Source organism: Pseudomonas yamanorum (assembly GCF_900105735.1).
Taxonomy (GTDB): Bacteria; Pseudomonadota; Gammaproteobacteria; order Pseudomonadales; family Pseudomonadaceae; genus Aquipseudomonas; species Aquipseudomonas yamanorum.
In genome coordinates this window covers 2,841,823-2,860,290 of sequence record NZ_LT629793.1, presented here as the reverse complement: position 1 = coordinate 2,860,290, position 18,468 = coordinate 2,841,823, and the positions used below count along the sequence as shown (strand labels likewise).

General features: G+C 61.3%; 17 protein-coding genes. 12 read left to right on the top strand and 5 right to left on the bottom strand.

Going from position 1 to position 18,468, the window contains the following annotated elements; genetic code table 11:
* Window positions 1-53: 53 nt before the first annotated feature.
* The 9 genes from BLU46_RS13630 to BLU46_RS13590 all read left to right on the top strand — a co-directional run bounded on the left by BLU46_RS13630 (window position 54) and on the right by BLU46_RS13590 (window position 9,306).
* Window positions 54-671, top strand: coding sequence for an NUDIX domain-containing protein (locus tag BLU46_RS13630; protein WP_063033405.1), 618 nt, complete (start codon window positions 54-56; stop codon window positions 669-671).
* Window positions 662-1,111 (top strand): DUF1249 domain-containing protein, encoded by a 450-nt coding sequence (locus BLU46_RS13625; RefSeq protein ID WP_003209507.1) that lies wholly within the window; start codon window positions 662-664, stop codon window positions 1,109-1,111. Before BLU46_RS13630 ends, BLU46_RS13625 begins: the two co-directional genes overlap by 10 nt.
* Window positions 1,112-1,210: 99 nt before the next feature.
* A complete protein-coding gene (gene cpdA / locus BLU46_RS13620; RefSeq protein WP_093210156.1) occupies window positions 1,211-2,026 on the top strand; it encodes a 3',5'-cyclic-AMP phosphodiesterase in 816 nt (271 codons plus the stop codon).
* A gap of 49 nt (window positions 2,027-2,075) precedes the next feature.
* Window positions 2,076-2,684: a YqiA/YcfP family alpha/beta fold hydrolase gene (locus BLU46_RS13615; protein WP_093202387.1), complete on the top strand. Its 609-nt coding sequence runs from the start codon at window positions 2,076-2,078 to the stop codon at window positions 2,682-2,684.
* Between the two features lie 44 nt (window positions 2,685-2,728).
* Window positions 2,729-4,633, top strand: a complete 1,905-nt coding sequence (gene parE, locus BLU46_RS13610; RefSeq protein ID WP_093202382.1) for a DNA topoisomerase IV subunit B — start codon at window positions 2,729-2,731, stop codon at window positions 4,631-4,633.
* The gene (locus BLU46_RS13605; RefSeq protein WP_093202379.1) at window positions 4,633-5,628 is read left to right on the top strand and encodes an esterase-like activity of phytase family protein; all 996 of its coding nucleotides are present in this window, start codon (window positions 4,633-4,635) and stop codon (window positions 5,626-5,628) included. Before parE ends, BLU46_RS13605 begins: the two co-directional genes overlap by 1 nt.
* Window positions 5,625-6,146, top strand: a complete 522-nt coding sequence (locus tag BLU46_RS13600) for a retropepsin-like aspartic protease family protein (protein WP_063033402.1) — start codon at window positions 5,625-5,627, stop codon at window positions 6,144-6,146. The genes BLU46_RS13605 and BLU46_RS13600 overlap by 4 nt, the downstream gene beginning before the upstream one ends.
* A 10-nt stretch (window positions 6,147-6,156) precedes the next feature.
* Window positions 6,157-8,421, top strand: a complete 2,265-nt coding sequence (parC, locus tag BLU46_RS13595) for a DNA topoisomerase IV subunit A (protein WP_003217539.1) — start codon at window positions 6,157-6,159, stop codon at window positions 8,419-8,421.
* Window positions 8,422-8,598: 177 nt separating this feature from the next.
* The gene (locus BLU46_RS13590; RefSeq protein ID WP_026078082.1) at window positions 8,599-9,306 is read left to right on the top strand and encodes a PqiC family protein; all 708 of its coding nucleotides are present in this window, start codon (window positions 8,599-8,601) and stop codon (window positions 9,304-9,306) included.
* 188 nt (window positions 9,307-9,494) lie between these two features.
* On the opposite strand, the gene BLU46_RS13585 is transcribed toward BLU46_RS13590, so the two are convergent.
* The gene (locus tag BLU46_RS13585; protein WP_063033400.1) at window positions 9,495-11,027 is read right to left on the bottom strand and encodes an AhpA/YtjB family protein; all 1,533 of its coding nucleotides are present in this window, start codon (window positions 11,025-11,027) and stop codon (window positions 9,495-9,497) included.
* Window positions 11,028-11,161: 134 nt separating this feature from the next.
* Here BLU46_RS13585 and serB point away from each other — a divergent pair, with 134 nt between their 5' ends.
* Window positions 11,162-12,376 carry a phosphoserine phosphatase SerB gene (serB, locus tag BLU46_RS13580; protein WP_003217536.1) on the top strand — a complete coding sequence of 405 codons (1,215 nt, stop codon included), beginning with the start codon at window positions 11,162-11,164 and terminating at the stop codon, window positions 12,374-12,376.
* A gap of 120 nt (window positions 12,377-12,496) precedes the next feature.
* Here the strand turns inward: serB and asd are convergent, their stop codons facing one another.
* Genes asd through BLU46_RS13565 form a run of 3 tightly spaced genes read right to left on the bottom strand, consistent with a single transcriptional unit; the run spans window position 12,497 to window position 15,783 of the window.
* Window positions 12,497-13,357: an archaetidylserine decarboxylase gene (asd, locus tag BLU46_RS13575; RefSeq protein ID WP_063033398.1), complete on the bottom strand. Its 861-nt coding sequence runs from the start codon at window positions 13,355-13,357 to the stop codon at window positions 12,497-12,499.
* Window positions 13,358-13,373: 16 nt separating this feature from the next.
* On the bottom strand, window positions 13,374-14,189 hold the full coding sequence (rhdA, locus tag BLU46_RS13570; RefSeq protein ID WP_093202375.1) for a thiosulfate sulfurtransferase: 816 nt from the start codon (window positions 14,187-14,189) through the stop codon (window positions 13,374-13,376).
* Between the two features lie 58 nt (window positions 14,190-14,247).
* Window positions 14,248-15,783, bottom strand: coding sequence for an HDOD domain-containing protein (locus BLU46_RS13565; protein WP_093202371.1), 1,536 nt, complete (start codon window positions 15,781-15,783; stop codon window positions 14,248-14,250).
* A 166-nt stretch (window positions 15,784-15,949) separates the two neighbouring features.
* Between BLU46_RS13565 and motA the strand changes: the two genes are divergently transcribed.
* Complete coding sequence (motA, locus tag BLU46_RS13560) at window positions 15,950-16,801, top strand: flagellar motor stator protein MotA (protein WP_003217532.1); 852 nt, start codon at window positions 15,950-15,952, stop codon at window positions 16,799-16,801.
* 3 nt (window positions 16,802-16,804) lie between these two features.
* Window positions 16,805-17,827: a flagellar motor protein MotB gene (gene motB / locus BLU46_RS13555; RefSeq protein WP_063033395.1), complete on the top strand. Its 1,023-nt coding sequence runs from the start codon at window positions 16,805-16,807 to the stop codon at window positions 17,825-17,827.
* Between the two features lie 60 nt (window positions 17,828-17,887).
* Here motB and BLU46_RS13550 read toward each other — a convergent pair whose 3' ends face one another.
* Window positions 17,888-18,283 carry a type II toxin-antitoxin system PemK/MazF family toxin gene (locus BLU46_RS13550; RefSeq protein WP_026078084.1) on the bottom strand — a complete coding sequence of 132 codons (396 nt, stop codon included), beginning with the start codon at window positions 18,281-18,283 and terminating at the stop codon, window positions 17,888-17,890.
* Window positions 18,284-18,468 lie beyond the last annotated feature (185 nt).

Genomic DNA, 18,468 nt, shown 5'->3' with positions numbered 1-18,468 from the left:
TGGCGCGATGTCGAGGCCGCCTCGATACCGCAAGGCAATAAACGAGGGTTGATATGACGGACACAGCGAAATCGACGCCGAGCAAGGTCGAGATTGTTCAGCGCGACAATGCCTACAAGGGCTTCTACAAACTGGATCGGCTGAAGCTGCGGCACGAGAAGTTTGATGGTGGCATGAGTCGTGAGCTCAATCGCGAAGTCTTTGTTCGTCATGACGCCGTGTGTGTGCTGCCCTATGACCCGCAGCGCGATGAAGTGGTGCTGATCGAGCAGTTTCGCATAGGCGCCATGGGCCGTACCGACAACCCGTGGCTGATCGAAATGGTTGCCGGCCTGATCGACAAGGATGAGCAACCGGAGGAGGTTGCACACCGCGAAGCCGAAGAGGAAGCTGGCCTTACATTCTCCGCACTCTGGCCGATCACGAAGTACTTTCCGTCGCCGGGTGGCAGCACCGAATTTGTCCACTTGTTCCTGGGCCGTTGCGAAAGCGCCGGGGCCGGTGGCGTCCATGGACTGGAAGAGGAAGCTGAAGATATCCGCGTCACCGTCTGGGCCTTTGAAGACGCCCTGCAAGCGGTACGTGACGGTAAAATTTCCAACGCAGCGAGCATTATTGCCCTGCAATGGCTTGCGCTTAATCGCGCGGAAGTGAGGGGGTTATGGCAGTAAAGGCACGGGAGCGATATCGGGTTGACCTGATCGGGCTGCAAGCAGCCTGCGAGGCCAACTATGCACGGCTCATGCGGCTGCTGCCGGATATGCGCCACACCCCCGAGGCGCGGCGTATTGCCGTGACCCACGGCGATCAGATGCTCGGCGTGCTGACCCTGGAAGTGATCGTGAACTGCCCGTACACCACCACCCTGCGGGTGCGCCAGGAGCACAGCCTGCCGTGGCTGCCGGTGCCGCAGCTGGAAGTGCAGGTGTACCACGACGCGCGCATGGCCGAAGTGATCAGCGCCGAACATGCACGACGCTTTCGCAGCATCTATCCTTACCCCAATGTGTTCATGCACCAGCCCGATGAGAAAGCACAGCTCAATGTGTTCCTCGGTGAATGGTTGAGCCACTGCCTGGCCCTGGGCCACGAGTTCGAAGTCGTTCGATAGATGTGAACTGTGTCCGCTTCACGGGTTTCCTCTTTGTGTCCTGCCCCAGCATAATCGCCTCAAATGTCCATTCCTGTGATCACGCCCTGGGAGAACGCCTTGCCGAGCGTATCCGCCTTGAACCCTGACGCTTCGGCGTTGCTGGTGCAGTTGTCCGATAGCCACCTGTTTGCCGAGGCGGACGGCGGGCTGCTGGGCATGAAAACCCGCGAGAGCCTGCAACGGGTGATCGACACGGTGCTGGTGCAGCAGCCGCAGATTGATCTGGTGCTGGCCACCGGGGATTTGTCCCAGGACGGCACGCTGGAGTCCTACCAGGCGTTTCGTGACATGACCCGGCAGATTGAAGCGCCAGCGCGCTGGATTCCGGGGAATCACGATGAGCCGCAGGTGATGCTGCAAGCGGCGATCAACAGTGCCTTGCTGGAGCCGGTGGTGGATGTGGGCAACTGGCGCATCACCCTGCTGGACTCGGCGGTGCCCGGCTCGGTGCCGGGGTATTTGCAGGACCAGCAACTGCAGCTGTTGGCGCAATCGTTGAGTGAGGCGCCGACTCGGCATCATCTGGTGTGTTTTCACCATCATCCGGTGTCGATTGGGTGTGCTTGGATGGAGCCCATCGGTTTGCGTAATCCTGAGGCGTTGTTTGCGGTACTGGATCGGTTCCCGCAGGTGCGGGCGGTGCTTTGGGGGCATGTGCATCAGGAAATTGACCGGGAGCGTAATGGGGTGCGTTTGTTGGCTTCGCCTTCTACCTGTATTCAGTTCGCTCCAGGGAGTGAGGATTTCAAGGTGAGCGAGCAGGCGCCTGGGTATCGTTGGCTGCGGTTGCATGCCGACGGGCGGTTGGAAACCGGCGTGGAGCGGGTGCAGGGCTTTGCGTTTCAGGTGGATTACGGTAGCAACGGCTATTGAGATTTCCCTGTAAACTGCGCCTCTTTGGCTGACCCACAGAGGACCCGGAATGTCCGCATCGATCTTGTATATCCATGGCTTCAACAGCGCTCCCGCCTCCAACAAGGCCAGCCAGTTGATCACCGTGATGGACAGCCTCGGTCTGGCCGACCAGTTGCGCGTGCCGGCCCTGCATCATCACCCCCGCCAGGCGATCCCCCAGTTGGAGGCGGCTATCCGTGAGCTCGGAAGGCCACTGCTGGTAGGCAGCTCCCTCGGCGGCTACTATGCAACCCATCTTGCCGAACGCCATGGCCTCAACGCCTTGCTGGTCAACCCGGCAGTCAGCCCTCATCGGATGTTCGGCGGATACCTGGGCACCCAGAAGAACCTCTACACCGATGAGACCTGGGAACTGACCCACGATCACGTTGCAGCCTTGGCCGAGCTGGAAGTACCGGCGCCTCAGGACCCCCAGCGTTATCAGGTGTGGTTGCAGACCGGCGATGAAACACTGGATTATCGGCTCGCCCAGCAGTATTACCGGGCCTGTGCCTTGCGCATCCAGGCCGGTGGCGACCACGGTTACCAAGGCTTTGCCCAGCAGTTACCGGCGCTGTTGAGTTTTGCCGGCATTGGCGCAGATCAGTACCAATCCTTCGATTTCACCGCATTGTGAAACCGCAGGTTACTTTTTAATCGAACGACTCACGACGAGACCCCATGGCCACTCCCAGCGCTAGCTCTTATAACGCCGACGCCATCGAAGTCCTCTCGGGCCTCGACCCGGTGCGCAAACGCCCCGGCATGTACACCGACACCAGTCGGCCGAACCACCTTGCCCAGGAAGTCATCGACAACAGTGTCGACGAAGCCTTGGCCGGGTACGCCAAGTCGGTACAAGTCATCCTTCACGCCGACCATTCCCTGGAAGTGTCCGACGACGGTCGCGGCATGCCGGTGGACATTCACCCGGAAGAGGGTGTGTCGGGCGTCGAACTGATCCTCACCAAGCTGCACGCCGGCGGCAAGTTCTCCAACAAGAACTACCAGTTCTCCGGTGGCTTGCACGGTGTGGGTATTTCCGTGGTCAACGCCCTTTCGAACCATGTGCGGGTCAAGGTCAAGCGCGACGGCAACGAGTACCAGATGACCTTCGCCGATGGCTACAAGGCCACCGACCTGGAAGTGATCGGCACCGTCGGCAAGCGCAACACCGGCACCAGCGTGTACTTCGCGCCGGACCCGAAATACTTCGATTCACCCAAATTCTCCATCAGCCGCCTCAAGCACGTGCTCAAGGCCAAGGCTGTCCTGTGCCCGGGCCTGCTGGTCAGCTTTGAAGACAAAGGCACCGGCGAAAAGGTCGAGTGGCATTACGAAGACGGACTGCGCTCCTACCTGGAAGACTCCGTCAGCGAATTCGAACGCCTGCCGAACGAGCCGTTCTGCGGCAGCCTGGCGGGTAATAAAGAAGCGGTGGACTGGGCCTTGCTGTGGCTGCCGGAAGGCGGAGACAGCGTTCAGGAAAGCTACGTCAACCTGATCCCGACCGCCCAAGGCGGTACCCACGTCAACGGTTTGCGCCAGGGCTTGCTGGATGCCATGCGCGAATTCTGCGAATACCGCAGCCTGCTGCCCCGCGGCGTGAAGCTGGCGCCGGAAGACGTCTGGGAGCGAATCGCGTTCGTCCTGTCGATGAAGATGCAGGAGCCGCAATTCTCCGGCCAGACCAAGGAACGCCTGTCGTCCCGTGAGGCTGCGGCGTTTGTTTCCGGTGTGGTCAAGGACGCTTTCAGCCTGTGGCTCAACGAACACCCTGAATTGGGCCTGGCCCTGGCAGAGCTGGCGATCAACAACGCCGGCCGCCGCTTGAAGGCCAGCAAGAAAGTCGAACGCAAGCGCATCACCCAGGGCCCGGCACTGCCGGGCAAGCTGGCGGACTGCGCCGGGCAAGACCCGATGCGTTCCGAACTGTTCCTGGTGGAAGGTGATTCCGCCGGTGGCTCCGCCAAGCAAGCGCGGGACAAGGAATTCCAGGCGATCCTGCCCCTGCGCGGGAAGATCCTCAACACCTGGGAAGTCGACGGCAGCGAAGTGCTGGCCAGCCAGGAAGTGCACAACATCGCCGTGGCCATCGGTGTCGACCCGGGTGCGGCAGACATGAGCCAGTTGCGCTACGGCAAAATCTGCATCCTCGCCGACGCCGACTCGGACGGTTTGCACATTGCGACCTTGCTCTGTGCGCTGTTCGTCCAGCACTTCCGCCCTTTGGTGGATGCCGGTCACGTCTATGTCGCCATGCCGCCGCTGTACCGTATTGACCTGGGCAAAGAGATTTTCTACGCCCTGGACGAAGCCGAGCGCGATGGCATCCTCGATCGCCTGGTGGCCGAGAAGAAACGCGGCAAGCCTCAGGTCACCCGATTCAAAGGCCTGGGTGAGATGAACCCGCCGCAATTGCGGGAAACCACCATGGACCCGAACACCCGGCGCCTGGTGCAATTGACCCTGGAAGATTTCGCCGCTACCTCGGAAATGATGGACATGTTGCTGGCGAAGAAACGCGCGCCGGATCGCAAGAACTGGCTGGAGTCCAAGGGCAACCTGGCCGAGGTTCTGGGCTGATGCGCAGCGGTTTCGCCCTGGCGATACTGTTGTTGAGCGGGTTGGCGGCCACCTCGGTGGCCGCAGCGCCTGCGGCTGAGCTGAAGCTGTTGTCGGAACACCCGGTGGAAGGCATGCGCGGCGGTAACCTGTCGGGCCTGGCTGTATGCGGTAAGGCGTTGTGGACGGTATCCGACCGCGACGACGACCAGATCTACCGGCTCGATATCAGTGCCGATACCTGGCAGGCCGAAACGGTGAAGATCAATGTGCCGCCGGTGCCGGAATCCGGCTTGCCCTTTGGCTTGCGCTCACGCACCAAGGCGGCGTCGTTGATTCGCGGTGGCGACCTGGATTTTGAAGGCATCAGCTGCGATGCGGCGGGTAACCGTTACATCGTCAGCGAAGCCCACGCGGCGGTGCTGCAAGTGCCGGTGACCGGTGAGCCTGAGTGGTTGAAGATCGCCCCGGGCATGGTGCGTGAGGCGCGGGCCAGTGGCATGTTGCTGCACTTCAACGCGTTGTTCGAAGGGTTGGCGGTGAACCCTGAAGGCACTCAAATCTGGCTTGCGGCCGAACGTGAGCGGCGCGGGCTGATTTCCATCAAGCGTCCGCAAACCCTCTGGGATTGCGACGGCCCTTGTGTATTGCTGAGTGAGGCCGGCCAGGAAATGCAGCCGGCTCAATTCCCGGGGGCCAAGGCGGTGTCGAAGGACTTTGCCGACTTGGCACTGTTCAATGGCAAGCTGTTTACCCTGGAACGCAATGCGTTTCAGGTGTGTCGCCGGGACGCGGTCACGGCCAAGGTGGAGTTGTGCTGGTCGTTTGCCGATGAAGCGCTGACGCCGAATCGGCGTTACGCCCAGGCGTATGGCTTGGCTGAAGCCCTGGTGGTAGACGCAGACGGTGCCTGGATCGGCATCGACAATAATTTCAAGCCGCGCGCCGATGGTGAAAAACGGCCGATGGTCTATCGTTTCGCCGCCCCTGCCGGTGGCTGGAGCTCCAAGCCATGAGCGCCCAGCCACCCGGCAAGCGCGCCGGACGGGTGTTGATGTTCGTGGCCTGGGGCGCCGGCCTGTTTTTGGCCACACGATTTTTTGGGCAGTGGGAAGCACGTCAGGAAAATCCCAATGCCGTAGTCACCTCGGAGCAACACGAGGGTTACATCGAAGTAAAACTGCTGGGCAACGGCCAAGGGCATTTCGTCGCCACTGGCCAGATCAACGGTCAGCCGGTGCAGTTCATGCTCGACACCGGGGCGACCGACGTGGCGGTTCCGGCCGAAGTGGCCGACCGTCTCGGGCTTAAACGCGGCATGCCGGTTGGCGTGAGTACGGCCAACGGGCGAACCCAAGGCTTCCGGACCGAGCTGGGCCGTTTGCAACTGGGCGATATCGTCCTTCAGGACGTGCGCGCCATAGTGGTACCGGGATTGGGCGACGAACAGGTATTGCTGGGCATGAGTGCTTTGAAACAACTTGAATTTACCCAGCGCAGCGGCACCTTGCTGCTGCGCCAGACCAAACAATGATGAGGCCCGCATGAGTGACATCCTTGCAGACAGCTTAGACGGCGTTGAACGCCGGTCGCTGGCTGACTTCACCGAAAATGCCTACCTCAACTACTCCATGTACGTGATCATGGACCGTGCCTTGCCGCATATCGGCGACGGCCTGAAGCCCGTACAGCGGCGCATTATCTATGCGATGAGTGAGTTGGGCCTGGACGCTGACTCCAAGCACAAGAAGTCGGCGCGTACCGTCGGTGACGTGCTCGGTAAATTCCACCCCCATGGCGACTCGGCGTGCTACGAGGCCATGGTGCTGATGGCCCAGCCGTTCAGCTATCGCTACACGCTGGTGGATGGCCAGGGTAACTGGGGTGCGCCGGATGATCCCAAGTCCTTCGCCGCCATGCGTTATACCGAGGCGCGCTTGTCGCGGTATTCGGAAGTGCTGCTCAGCGAACTGGGCCAAGGCACGGCCAACTGGGGCCCGAACTTTGACGGCACCCTCGACGAGCCGTTGGTGTTGCCGGCACGTTTGCCGAATATCCTGCTCAATGGCACCACCGGCATCGCCGTGGGCATGGCCACTGACGTACCGCCCCACAACCTGCGGGAAGTGGCCAGCGCGTGCGTGCGCTTGCTGGATGAGCCGAAGGCTACGGTCGAGCAGTTGTGCGAGCACATTCAGGGCCCGGACTATCCGACCGAAGCGGAAATCATCACGCCTCGCGCCGATCTGCTGAAAATCTACCAGACCGGTAAAGGCTCGGTGCGCATGCGCGCCGTGTACCACATCGAAGACGGCGACATCATCGTCACCGCGCTGCCGCACCAGGTGTCCGGCGCCAAGGTGCTGGAGCAGATTGCCGCGTTGATGCAGGCCAAGCCGTCGAAGCTGCCGCAAGTCGCCGACTTGCGTGACGAGTCCGACCACGAGAACCCGTGCCGCATCGTGATCATCCCGACCAACAGCCGGGTCGACCACGAAGTGCTGATGCAGCATCTGTTCGCCAGCACCGAGCTGGAGTCCAGCTACCGGGTCAACATCAACATCATTGGCCTGGACGGCAAGCCGCAGTTGAAGAACCTGCGGGCACTGCTGGTGGAATGGCTGGAGTTCCGGGTACAGACCGTGCGTCGCCGCCTGCAATTCCGCCTGGATAAGGTCGAGCGCCGCCTGCACCTGTTGGACGGTTTGTTGATCGCCTACCTCAACCTGGATGAAGTGATCCACATCATCCGTACCGCCGAGCACCCGAAGGCCGAGCTGATCGCGCGCTTCGAGCTCAGCGAAATCCAGGCTGACTACATCCTCGACACCCGTCTGCGTCAGTTGGCGCGTCTGGAAGAGATGAAGCTGCGGGACGAGCAGGACGCGCTGCTCAAAGAGCAAGCCAAGCTCCAGGCCCTGCTGGGCAGCGAAGCCAAGCTGAAGAAGCTGGTGCGCACGGAGCTGATCAAAGATGCCGAAACCTATGGCGATGATCGCCGTTCGCCGATTGTCGAGCGTGCCGAAGCCAAGGCCCTGACCGAAACCGAGCTGCTGCCCAACGAGAAAATTACCGTCGTTCTGTCGGAAAAGGGTTGGGTTCGCTCGGCCAAGGGGCATGATATTGACGCCACCGGCCTGTCGTACAAGGCTGGTGACGGTTTCAAAACCGCTGCGGCGGGGCGTTCCAACCAGTTTGCGGTGTTTATCGACTCCACCGGTCGCAGTTATTCAGTGCCGGCGCATACGTTGCCGTCGGCGCGGGGGCAGGGCGAGCCGTTGACCGGGCGCCTGACACCGCCACCGGGTGCGAATTTTGAATGCGTGCTGCTGCCGGACGATGATTCGCTGTACGTCATCGCCTCCGATGCGGGCTACGGGTTCGTGGTCAAGGGTGAAGACCTGCAGGCCAAGAACAAGGCGGGCAAGGCGTTGTTGAGCCTGCCGAACAACGCCAAGGTGATCCTGCCGCGTCCGGTGGAAGACCGTGAAGGCAATTGGCTGGCATCGGTTACCACCGAAGGGCGCCTGCTGGTGTTCAAGATCAGCGATTTGCCGCAGTTGGGCAAAGGCAAGGGCAACAAGATCATTGGTATTCCCGGGGAGCGGGTGGCCAGTCGCGAAGAGTACGTGACCGACATCGCGGTGATTCCGGAAGGCTCGACCCTGGTGTTGCAGGCCGGCAAGCGCACGTTGTCACTGCGCCCTGACGACCTTGAGCACTACAAGGGTGAGCGGGGTCGTCGCGGTAATAAACTGCCGCGCGGCTTCCAGCGGGTGGACGCTTTACTGGTGGAAACGCCGGTTTAACGCGATATAGAGCGCCCGATCTACGATTTAACCCGTAGATCGACGCTTTCGCGCTGGAGTCATGGCGCATATTCACGGATGATATGGCCTTTCCAGCGCCGGCGTGGCTGAGCGCGTTTAGGTTATTTTTGAGTATTACATTGTGGTTCGCCTTGTGGCAGCCACCTGGATGGGATGATGACTGCTCCGCGCCTTCCTTTATTTTTGTTGCTCGCTGGCGTTTTGGGCCTGGCGGGTTGCAGCACACATCAACCTGTGTCGCTGTATCAGCTGGACAGTGGAAGTCCGGCTCAGCCTGCACAAAGTGCCGGCATGGCAGTATTGCTTGGCCCGGTTGTGGTGGCCGACTACCTGCAACGTGAAACCCTGCTGCAACGTCAGAACGACGGCAGCCTGCAAGGTTCCACCGATGGCCGCTGGGCCGGTAGCTTGTCGTCCGACATCAATCAGTTGATGTTGCGCCAGGTGGCGGGCCATCTGGACAGCCAACGTGTGGTATTGGCCCCGGCGCCGTTGGGTTTTGCCCCGGACGTACAGGTACTGCTGACCATTACGCGGCTGGACTCGGGCGTTTCGCAGCCCGCTATCCTCGACGCGCAGTGGCGCTTGATCGACCGCCGTGGCCAGGTGCGGGATAACCGCATCGTGCACTTGCAGGAAGAACACGCCGGCAGCACCGCGTCCCAGGTCCAGGCCCAGGGTGTGTTGTTGCAACGTTTGGCTGAGCAGCTGTCCGTCGCTCTCAAGCCACTGGCCAATCAGCCGGCGGTTGCAGAGGCACCACGCAAACAGGCCCCGGCGCAGCCCAAGGCTGCGGCACCGGAAAAGCCGAAGATGCCGATGGCCGTGCCAATTCGTACGGATATGGAAGTGTTCAGGTTCTGACCTGAATACAGACCAACAAAAAGGCCCGCTGATGAGCGGGCCTTTTTGTTTATGCGGGATCTGAGTCGTTCGCAGATCAAGTGTGGGAGCGGGCTTGCTCGCGAAAGCGGAGTGTCAGTCACCAAATGTGTTTCTGATACACCGCTTTCGCGAGCAAGCCCGCTCCCACAGAAGTTCAGCGTTGTTCTTTAGTTCTTTGCCCGCGTCTCATGCATTCGCGCCAGCTGGCGCTCAAGCATCGACGGGTAAGGCTCCATCAACCGCTCCACACAGCACGCACCTTCAGGGCTGGCAATCGGGCGGATCCGCGCACGCTGGCGAATCAGCACGTCGTCACTGATCTTGCGTTCCACCAGCAGCAGGTTGCGGCTGTGTTGCGACAAGGCCAGGGCGTCCTGGGCAATCTCGGTCAGCAGCAGATCAATCTGGCTCATGCCATACAGATCGTCGCCTACCGTAAGGCCCAATTGCAGCTGCAAGGTGATGCCGCTGTCGGCCACTTCGATCTGCAGCGCATGGCCCAGGGCCCGCAGCAGCTCACCGCAGCAGATGGCGTTGGTCAGGTAGTCTTCGCCGCTGTCTTCGCTGTGGAACAGCATCAGCGTGCTGCCATCGTTCAGGGTGTGCAGCTCGCTCTGATACAGCGAGGCCGCCTGGTCGAGGCAATCACGATAGCGCTCCAGCAACTCGGTCAGGCGTGCCCGCGGCAAGCGGCGCAGCTGGTCCTGTGCACCCAACTGCACGGCCAATACGGCGCTGTGCTGGGGCTGGGTGCTGCGCACAGGAGCCGGCTGCGGCACGGTGGTCGTTGGGGCTGAGTTGTCGCGAAGATCGGCGAATGGGTCTTCTTCGTCCAGTTCGTCTTCTTCGGCCTTGATCACATGACGGGCTGCCGGCTTGAGACCCGCCACCGGTGCGGACTCGTCGAAGCTCGGGTCGCGCAGGTTGCGCACTTCAAACTCGGGCTCGTCGTCTTCGTACTCGGTGTCGTCGAACTCGGGCTCGGGTTCAACCTCGGGCACCACGGGCTCCGGCGCGAAGCTGGTGTGCAACTGGCGGGCGAGGTCGCCGATTTCGTCCTGGCGGTCGGTGGCCGGGGTGTGCTCGTCGATATCCCGCAGCCAGATGCGCAGTTGCATCAGTGGCGTGGAGATATGCCGGCCCAGGCGCAGGCTCAAGGCCAGGGACAGTGCCAGCAGGATCGCACTCAAGATACCCATGCTTTGCAGGCTGATGGTCATCGGCTGCTGGAACTGTTGCATGTCCAGGCTGATGCGCAGTTGGCCGGCCTTCACGTCCTGAAACGTGATATTGCTCTGGTACAGACCCTCGGCTTCACCCAGCAGGCCGTTTTTCGGGCGTTGCCCGGCTTCGGCCATGATCCGGTTGTCCACGCTATAGATAGCGGCGTGGGCCACCAGCGGGTTCTTGGTCAGGTTGTTGAGCAGCACGTTGAGGCTGAGGATGTCGTTGGACACCAACAACTCAGTCGCCGAGGTGGCGGTCTGGGTGGTCAGGCTCTCGCCCAGGGCGTCGGCTTGCTCGTGCATGGCCTGCTTGAACTGCAAACCCATCACGCAGGCGTAGATGACCAGGGCCAGGGCGACCAGGATCACGTTATGGCTGGCAATGCGTAATGCGATCGGTACACGGCGGTGGCGCAGTGCCCGGAAGATCAGCAGGAAGAAGTTATCGGTTTTTACTGGCGTGGGCCGGTTCACTTAAGCTCGGCTCTTTAGTCCGTGAAGTTGACGCGCAGTATAGCGACAGGCCCAAGACCGGCAAAGCGCTGGCTGTGCCCGATGGTCACTGAAAGTGGGTAGAATGCGGTTTTTTTCCAGCTCGGGGGTGCGCTTTGCGCGAAATTGTCCTGATTAACATCACCGGTGAGGACCGTCCGGGTCTCACCGCAGCCATTACCGGTGTTCTGGCCCAGGGTGGTGTGAACATTCTCGACATCGGCCAGGCGGTGATTCACGACACGCTGTCGTTCGGCATCCTGGTGGAAATTCCCAGCACCGAGCAGGCGTCGTCTGTGCTCAAGGACATCCTGTTTACGGCGTATAAGCTGGATCAGCAGGTGCGTTTCACGCCGGTGTCCGAAGAGGATTACCAGAGCTGGGTGGCCGGCCAGGGCAAGAAGCGCCACATCGTGACGCTGTTGACCCGCAAGGTGACGGCGGAGCAATTGCAGCGTGTCAGTTCGATCACGGCTCAGTACGGTTTGAATATCGACCATATTGACCGTCTGTCGGGTCGCATGCCATTGGACACGCCAGCGGACAAGGGCAAGGGCTGCATCGAGTTCTCCGTACGCGGTGAGCCGGCAGATCCTCAGGCCCTGCGTGCCGAATTCCTGAGTGTTGCCCAGGAGCTGAACGTCGATATCGCCTTCCAGGAAGACTCGCTGTTCCGCCGCAATCGCCGCCTGGCGGTGTTCGACATGGACTCGACGCTGATCGAAGCCGAAGTCATCGACGAATTGGCCAAGGCTGCGGGTGTGGGCGAGCAAGTCTCGGAAATCACCGAGCGCGCCATGGCCGGTGAGCTGGATTTCCGTGCCAGCTTCAAGGAGCGCCTGGCGCTGCTCAAGGGCCTGGATGTGAGCGTGCTGGACTCCATCGGCGCCTCCCTGCGCCTGACCGAAGGCGCCGAAACCCTGTTCGCCGAACTCAAGCGCCTGGGCTACAAGACTGCGATCCTGTCGGGCGGCTTCACCTACTTCGCCAAGCAACTGCAAGCCAAGCTGGGTATCGACTACGTGTTCGCCAACGAGCTGGAAGTGGTGGACGGCAAGGTGACGGGCGTGGCGGTGGAGCCGATTGTCGACGCACAGCGTAAGGCTGATCTGCTGCGGGAATTGGCACACAAGGAAGGGTTGCGTCTGGAGCAGACCATTGCGGTCGGCGACGGGGCGAATGACTTGCCGATGCTGGCGATTGCCGGGTTGGGTGTGGCGTTTCGCGCCAAGCCTCTGGTCAAGCAATCGGCCAAGCAGGCGATTTCGACCCTGGGGCTCGATGGGGTGTTGTACCTGCTGGGCTTCCGCGACCGCGACGGTCAGCTCTGAAGATCGTTCCCACGCTCTGCGTGGGAACGCCGCCCTGGACGCTCCGCGTCCGATTTTGAGGTTGGGACGCGGAGCGTCCCGGGATGCATTCCCACGCGGAGCGTGGGAATGATCGCTAGGTCAGGCTTTCGGCAAACCCATGCCCTGGCCCATCTGCACCGGCGTTCCCGCCTGCAGTTCTTCCGACCAGTTCACCTGGTTCGGCCCAAACAGCACGATCGCCGTCGAACCCAGCTTGAAGCGTCCCAGCTCCGCGCCTTTTTCCAGGTGGATCGGCCCGCGGGCAGCCTCGTCGTAACGGAAGGTTTTCAGCTCGCGCTTCGGCGGCGTAACCAAGCCGGCCCATACCGTCTCGATCGACGCTACGATCATCGCGCCCACCAGCACCACGGCCATCGGGCCGCGTTCGGTGTCGAAAATGCAGGCAACACGCTCGTTACGTGCAAACAGCTCCGGCACGTTTTCGGCGGTGGTCTGGTTTACCGAGAAGATGCGGCCGGGGATGTAGACCATCTCCCGCAGGGTACCGGCCAGTGGCATGTGCACCCGGTGGTAGTCCTTCGGCGACAGGTAGACCGTGGCGAAATCACCGCCCATGAACGGCGCAGCCACGGCCGAATCGCCACCGAGCAATTCCAGCACACTGAAGCTGTGGCCCTTGGCTTGGAACACCCGGCCATGTTCAATCGGGCCCAACTGGCTGACAGCACCGTCGGCCGGGCTCAGCACCGCGCCTGGCGTTTGATCCAGCGGGCGGGCACCGTCTTTCAGGGCGCGGGTGAAGAAGGCGTTGAAGTGCTCGTAAGCGGTCACGTCTTCAACCAGGGCCTGGGACATGTCCACTTGATAGCGCTTGGCGAACCAGGTGGTGAACGCATTCTTGAACCAGCGCACGCGGCATTCGGCAATGCAGCCGGCCAGACGCGACAGCAGGTGGTGGGGCAGCAAGTACTGGCTGAGGATGAACAACTGCTTTTTCATTAACTGTCCTTAAACCTTAAATCTCAACGGGGGTGTCGGGGTGGTTGCCCCATTCGCCCCAGGAACCGGCATAACCTTTGACTCGCGGATAACCGAGCGCCTTGGCCACCAGGTAGGTGAAGCCAGAACGGTGGTGAGTCTGGCAGTGGGTGATGATTTCTTTGTCGCGGGTCAGCCCGAGGTCTTCGAGGATCTGCGGCATGTCGCGGCGGATGCGCAGCTGGCGCGCCTTGTCCATGCCGGCGGTCCATTCGAAGTTCACCGCGCCCGGGATGTGTCCGCCCTTGGCCGCGAGGACTTTCTCCCCGGAGTATTCCAGCGGGCCGCGGGCATCCCAGATGCCCAGGTCGGCAGCGCCGAGGCGGCTTTGCAGGTACTCGCGGGTGGCGGTGGGTTCTTCATGCAACGTCAGGCTGACCGGGCCGCCGGCGCTGGCCGGTACCTCGGTGGACAGCGGGTATTTTTCATCCAGCCACGCCAGCAGGCCGCCGTCGAGGTAGTGGTATTTCTTGTGGCCGATGACGTCGAGCATCCAGATGAATCGCCCGGCCCAGCCACCGCCTTCGTCGTCGTACACCACGTAGGTGGCATCCGGGGTGTGGCCCAGTTCACCGAACAGTTTTTCAAGATCAGCCTTGCCTGGCAGCAGGCCCGGCGCCGGTGGCTGGCCCAGTTGGGTGCGCTTGGGGTCGACAAAGCGTGCGCCGGGGATATGCCCTTCGGCGTAACGCGCGGCGCTGGTGAGGTCCACCAGGATCAGGTGTTCGGCATCAAGGCGACCGAGCAGGTCACTGGGCTCGATGACCAGCGGCAAGCCAGAGAAGTCAGGCATGTGAGGTCTCCTGGGCATAAAAGTTGGGCGCTAAAGGAGGGCGATTGTAGCGCAAGCTTCAGGCGCTGCGGTTGGTAAAGCTGTGCAGGGCCTTTTCGATGCATTGGGCGGTTTTGCCGAAGGCTTGCACGGTGGTTTCCGAGAACGGCCCGCCACCCTGGTCGGCCACCATCAGCATCACCACCCGGCCATTGCAGCTCAGGGAGCGCAGCAGCAGGTGTTCGCCTTTGAACAGGCGGCGCAGTTCCGGCGGCAAGAGTGCCGAGAACTGGGCGTGATTTTCAGGGTTGAGGCGCACCTGGGCGGACTTGGCCAGCAGGCGTTGCAGCAGGGTGCTGTGTGTCGCGTCGAGGCTCAGGTGGTCGGCGTCCTTGGGCAGGCCGTCGACTTGATGCACGCGCAAGGTGCTCAGGGTTTTGTCCGCCATCAGCAGCATCACCCGTTGCATGCCGCAGGCCACCAGGGCCTCCTTGGCGCAGGTGGTCAGGTGCATGGCGTTGGCAAAGCGGCTCGGCTCCACCAGCAATTCGGTGCAGCGCTTGCGCCAGATCGCCAGGGATTCGGCGGTGGGCGGCGGTGCCGGCAGCAAGCCGTGGTGAACACGCTGCACATCCCAGGGCCAGATCAGCGACAGCGCCGGGTGCCAAAGATCGCGCATCAGGGTAGTGCGGGCGCTGATCGCTGCGTGTTGGTGAGACTGCTGCTGCACTTCGGCCAACGGTTGCTGTAGATAAAGCGCAGTGAGGTATTGCCAGCGTTGGGTGTGCGGGCAGGTCCACGACTCCTGTGCCGCCAACGCCAGGCCGTTGGCCAACAGCACGGTGTTGGCCGGCTGGTTCAGCCAGCGGCGCAGGTTCGGGTCGGCATCCAGCAACTGCTGTTGGCGCAACGGCTCGTCTTCGCGGGCAATGCGCAGCGCCTTGGCCAGCAACCGCTGTTCCGTCAGCAGCAACGTATAACCCTGGGACACCCAGATCGGCAGGCGCCAGGCTTCGGTCAACCCCAGGCACAGGTCCAGCAGGCGCACGCCGAACAGTTCCTGTTCGACTATGCGGGCCGATTCACCCTTGTGGATCACCCGCAGTTCCCATGCTTCCAGCAGTTTGGGATAGGCAATCGCCATCGGCCACAGCGGCGAAAGGAGCAGCAGGCTGCCCCAATGAATGTCTTGCCACAGGCGCGCCAGGCGGCTGGCGAACAGGCCGCTGGCTTGTTGCGAGGCGTGCTGGCTGATCATCTGCAATTGGCGCAGGGCCACGGGGATTTCATTCAGCGGCACGGAAGGCAGGCGCCGCAGCAGTTCTTCGGTGCGCTTGAGGCCGAGGCGATTGATCGCCACTTCGAGGTTTTCTGCGGGCTCCGCGAGGCTGCCGTGGGCCTGGTTGTTGGCCTCGCGCATCACGCTGAGCACCAGCGCGGGGCTGTTCTGCATCAACTCTGCAATATCGCGCAACGAACTGCGGTTGTCGCCGATGGCCTTGCAGACCCGGTCGTGACTCGCCTGTGGAACAGGCAAGAGCACATCGTCCAGACGCTTTATCCAAGCGGCCAGGGTCGTGGGTTTTTGAGTTGGGACTGTCGTTTCATTTGCCATGATTGGGGCGCGATCATCACTTACGGTCAACACGCCCGGGACGGGCCGAACTGGTTTTTCGCCATAACGGGCTATAGTCTGGCGCAGATTTGCCGATAAGTAGAACAAGAGTTTTCAACTCTGGCGAATATGACCCTGAACCCGACGGCGCAAGTACTCATCCCCTATGGCTAAAATTATCGGCATCATCGTCGTCATCGCGAGCGTGCTCGGCGGATACGTCCTTTCCCACGGCAAGATTGCGGCGCTGATCCAGCCCTTCGAAGTGCTGATTATCGGTGGTGCGGCGTTCGGCGCATTCCTGCAGGCCAACCCTGGCTACATGACCATGCACGTGATCAAGAAGTCGCTGGGCATGTTCAGCTCGCGCTTCTCCCACACCTTCTACCTGGAAGTGCTGGGGCTGATCTACGAGATCCTCAACAAGAGCCGCCGCGAAGGCATGATGGCCATTGAAGGTGACATCGAGGACGCCGCGGCGAGCCCGATTTTTGCCAAGTACCCGGCAGTGCTCAAAGACGAGCGCATGACCGCCTACATCTGCGATTACCTGCGCATCATGTCGTCCGGCAACATGGCGCCACATGAGCTGGAAGGCCTGTTCGACATGGAACTGTTCAGCCTCAAGGAAGAGCTGGAGCACCCATCCCACGCCGTGACCGGCATCGCCGACGGCATGCCCGGTTTCGGTATTGTTGCTGCGGTGCTCGGGATCGTGGTCACCATGGCCTCCCTCGGTGAAGGCGACCAGAAAGCCATCGGCATGCACGTAGGTGCGGCACTTGTGGGTACCTTCTTCGGTATTCTCGCGGCCTACGGCTTCTTCGGCCCGCTGGCCACGTCCCTGGCCCACGATGCCAAGGAAGAAGTGAATCTGTACGAAGCCATCAAGGCGTGCCTGGTGGCATCGGCTTCCGGCATGCCGCCATCGCTGGCGGTAGAGTTCGGGCGCAAGGTGCTGTATCCGAAGCACCGTCCAAGCTTCGCTGAGCTCGAACAAGCGGTTCGCGGTCGCTAAGCCATGGAAAACAACCAGCCGATCATCATCAAGCGCGTCAAGCGCTTCGCTGCGGGGCACCATGGCGGCGCCTGGAAAATTGCCTTCGCCGACTTTGCGACGGCGATGATGGCGTTCTTCCTGGTGCTGTGGCTGATGTCCACCGCCACGCCGGAACAGAAGATCGCCATCGCCGGGTACTTCAAGGACCCCATCGGTTTCTCCGAGAGTGGCACGCCTTTTGTGATCGACCTCGGTGGTTCGCCGCAACTGGCGCCCGAGCGCACCATCAACCCGGAAATCAAGACCGACTCGCCTCAGGAAAAAATCCCGATCGAGCGCGATACCGTCGAGAGCATGGCCGAACAGGTCGAGCAGGAGCGCCTGGAATTGCTGCTGCAAGAGCTGCAAACCAAGGTTGAGGAAAACCCGCAACTGCTGAAGTTCAAGGATCAGATTTCCTTCGAGATCACGCCCGATGGCTTGCGCATCCAGATCACGGACGCCGCCAACCGGCCGATGTTCGACTCTGGCAGCGCGCGGTTGAAGCCGTACTTTGAAGACATCCTGCTGGCCATGGCCGACACCATCAAGGCCGTGCCGAACAAGATCAGCATCAGCGGCCACACCGACGCCAAGCCGTATGCCGGGCAGGGCGACTTTGGCAACTGGGAGCTCTCGGCCAACCGGGCCAATGCCGCGCGACGTGCACTGGTCGCAGGTAGCTATCCGGACCCACAAGTGGCACGGGTGGTGGGGTTTGCTTCCTCGCAGCTGTTTGATCCCAAGGACCCGTTCAACCCGATCAACCGACGCATCGATATCGTCGTGCTGACCAAAAAAGCCCAGCGTGCGATTGAAGGTGACCGGCCTGCGACGCCACCGGTACCGACCCAGGGTGAGGGCGCGCCGGGCGAAGTGCCGGCAGACCCGAACGCACTGCCGCCCGAGCAGGAGCCGCTGCCAGCCCATGAGCTGCGGCAGAAGCTGAACCTGTTTGATGACGGTGGAATGAAGGACCCGACTCAGCCAGCCACTGGTTCATGAGTGTTGTTTCGACAATTAAAAAATGCCCCGAACTCTCGGGGCATTTTTTTGATCGATGTATCAGAGGGGGAGATAAGCTTTCACACCGTCAATCACGCCTCGCATATCCTCTGCGCCCAGACGCGGTACAAAATACTCTCGCCCTGTGGTCCGGGTCTTTCTGTGCAGCTTGTCCAGTCGTTCGAAACTGACGGTGTAGATCATGTCGCATTTCACCCATAGCGCTTTATAGCCATCGGTGTGCAGTGGATTGATCCGCAATAAATGGTGCCAGTCGTACTGAATGTCGGGAGCAGTGGAGGAGATCGGGACCACTGTGCACAGTTTGCGCTTGTGTGTGGCAGTAGGCGATATGACGACGACTTTGCGGATCTTCAGCATTTCAGGAGCCACAAAGCCCCGTGTGAAGTCGCATAGAAGAACATCGCCTTGTTTAGGATGGTAGTAGAGAGGCAATCGTCGATTCCCCGGAAAAAGCAAAGCCGCCCGAAGGCGGCTTCATTCGACACGCAGTGGAGCTTGCTTCGCCCCTTCTGCGCCGCTGGATCAACCCCGAGAAGGATCCAGACTCCTGCCAGCTTGCGCTGGTGACGGAGCGAGTATGAGCATTGGGAAAATCGAATTCAAGCTGGCTTGCATCA

Bases quoted from the DNA above. Each gene is read 5' to 3' on its own strand.
- BLU46_RS13630 (WP_063033405.1), top strand. From the start codon at position 54: ATGACGGACACAGCGAAATCGACGCCGAGCAAGGTCGAGATTGTTCAG.
- BLU46_RS13625 (WP_003209507.1), top strand. From the start codon at position 662: ATGGCAGTAAAGGCACGGGAGCGATATCGGGTTGACCTGATCGGGCTG.
- BLU46_RS13615 (WP_093202387.1), top strand. From the start codon at position 2,076: ATGTCCGCATCGATCTTGTATATCCATGGCTTCAACAGCGCTCCCGCC.
- parE (WP_093202382.1), top strand. From the start codon at position 2,729: ATGGCCACTCCCAGCGCTAGCTCTTATAACGCCGACGCCATCGAAGTC.
- BLU46_RS13605 (WP_093202379.1), top strand. From the start codon at position 4,633: ATGCGCAGCGGTTTCGCCCTGGCGATACTGTTGTTGAGCGGGTTGGCG.
- BLU46_RS13600 (WP_063033402.1), top strand. From the start codon at position 5,625: ATGAGCGCCCAGCCACCCGGCAAGCGCGCCGGACGGGTGTTGATGTTC.
- parC (WP_003217539.1), top strand. From the start codon at position 6,157: ATGAGTGACATCCTTGCAGACAGCTTAGACGGCGTTGAACGCCGGTCG.
- BLU46_RS13590 (WP_026078082.1), top strand. From the start codon at position 8,599: ATGACTGCTCCGCGCCTTCCTTTATTTTTGTTGCTCGCTGGCGTTTTG.
- asd (WP_063033398.1), bottom strand. From the start codon at position 13,357: ATGAAAAAGCAGTTGTTCATCCTCAGCCAGTACTTGCTGCCCCACCAC.
- rhdA (WP_093202375.1), bottom strand. From the start codon at position 14,189: ATGCCTGACTTCTCTGGCTTGCCGCTGGTCATCGAGCCCAGTGACCTG.
- BLU46_RS13565 (WP_093202371.1), bottom strand. From the start codon at position 15,783: ATGGCAAATGAAACGACAGTCCCAACTCAAAAACCCACGACCCTGGCC.
- motA (WP_003217532.1), top strand. From the start codon at position 15,950: ATGGCTAAAATTATCGGCATCATCGTCGTCATCGCGAGCGTGCTCGGC.
- motB (WP_063033395.1), top strand. From the start codon at position 16,805: ATGGAAAACAACCAGCCGATCATCATCAAGCGCGTCAAGCGCTTCGCT.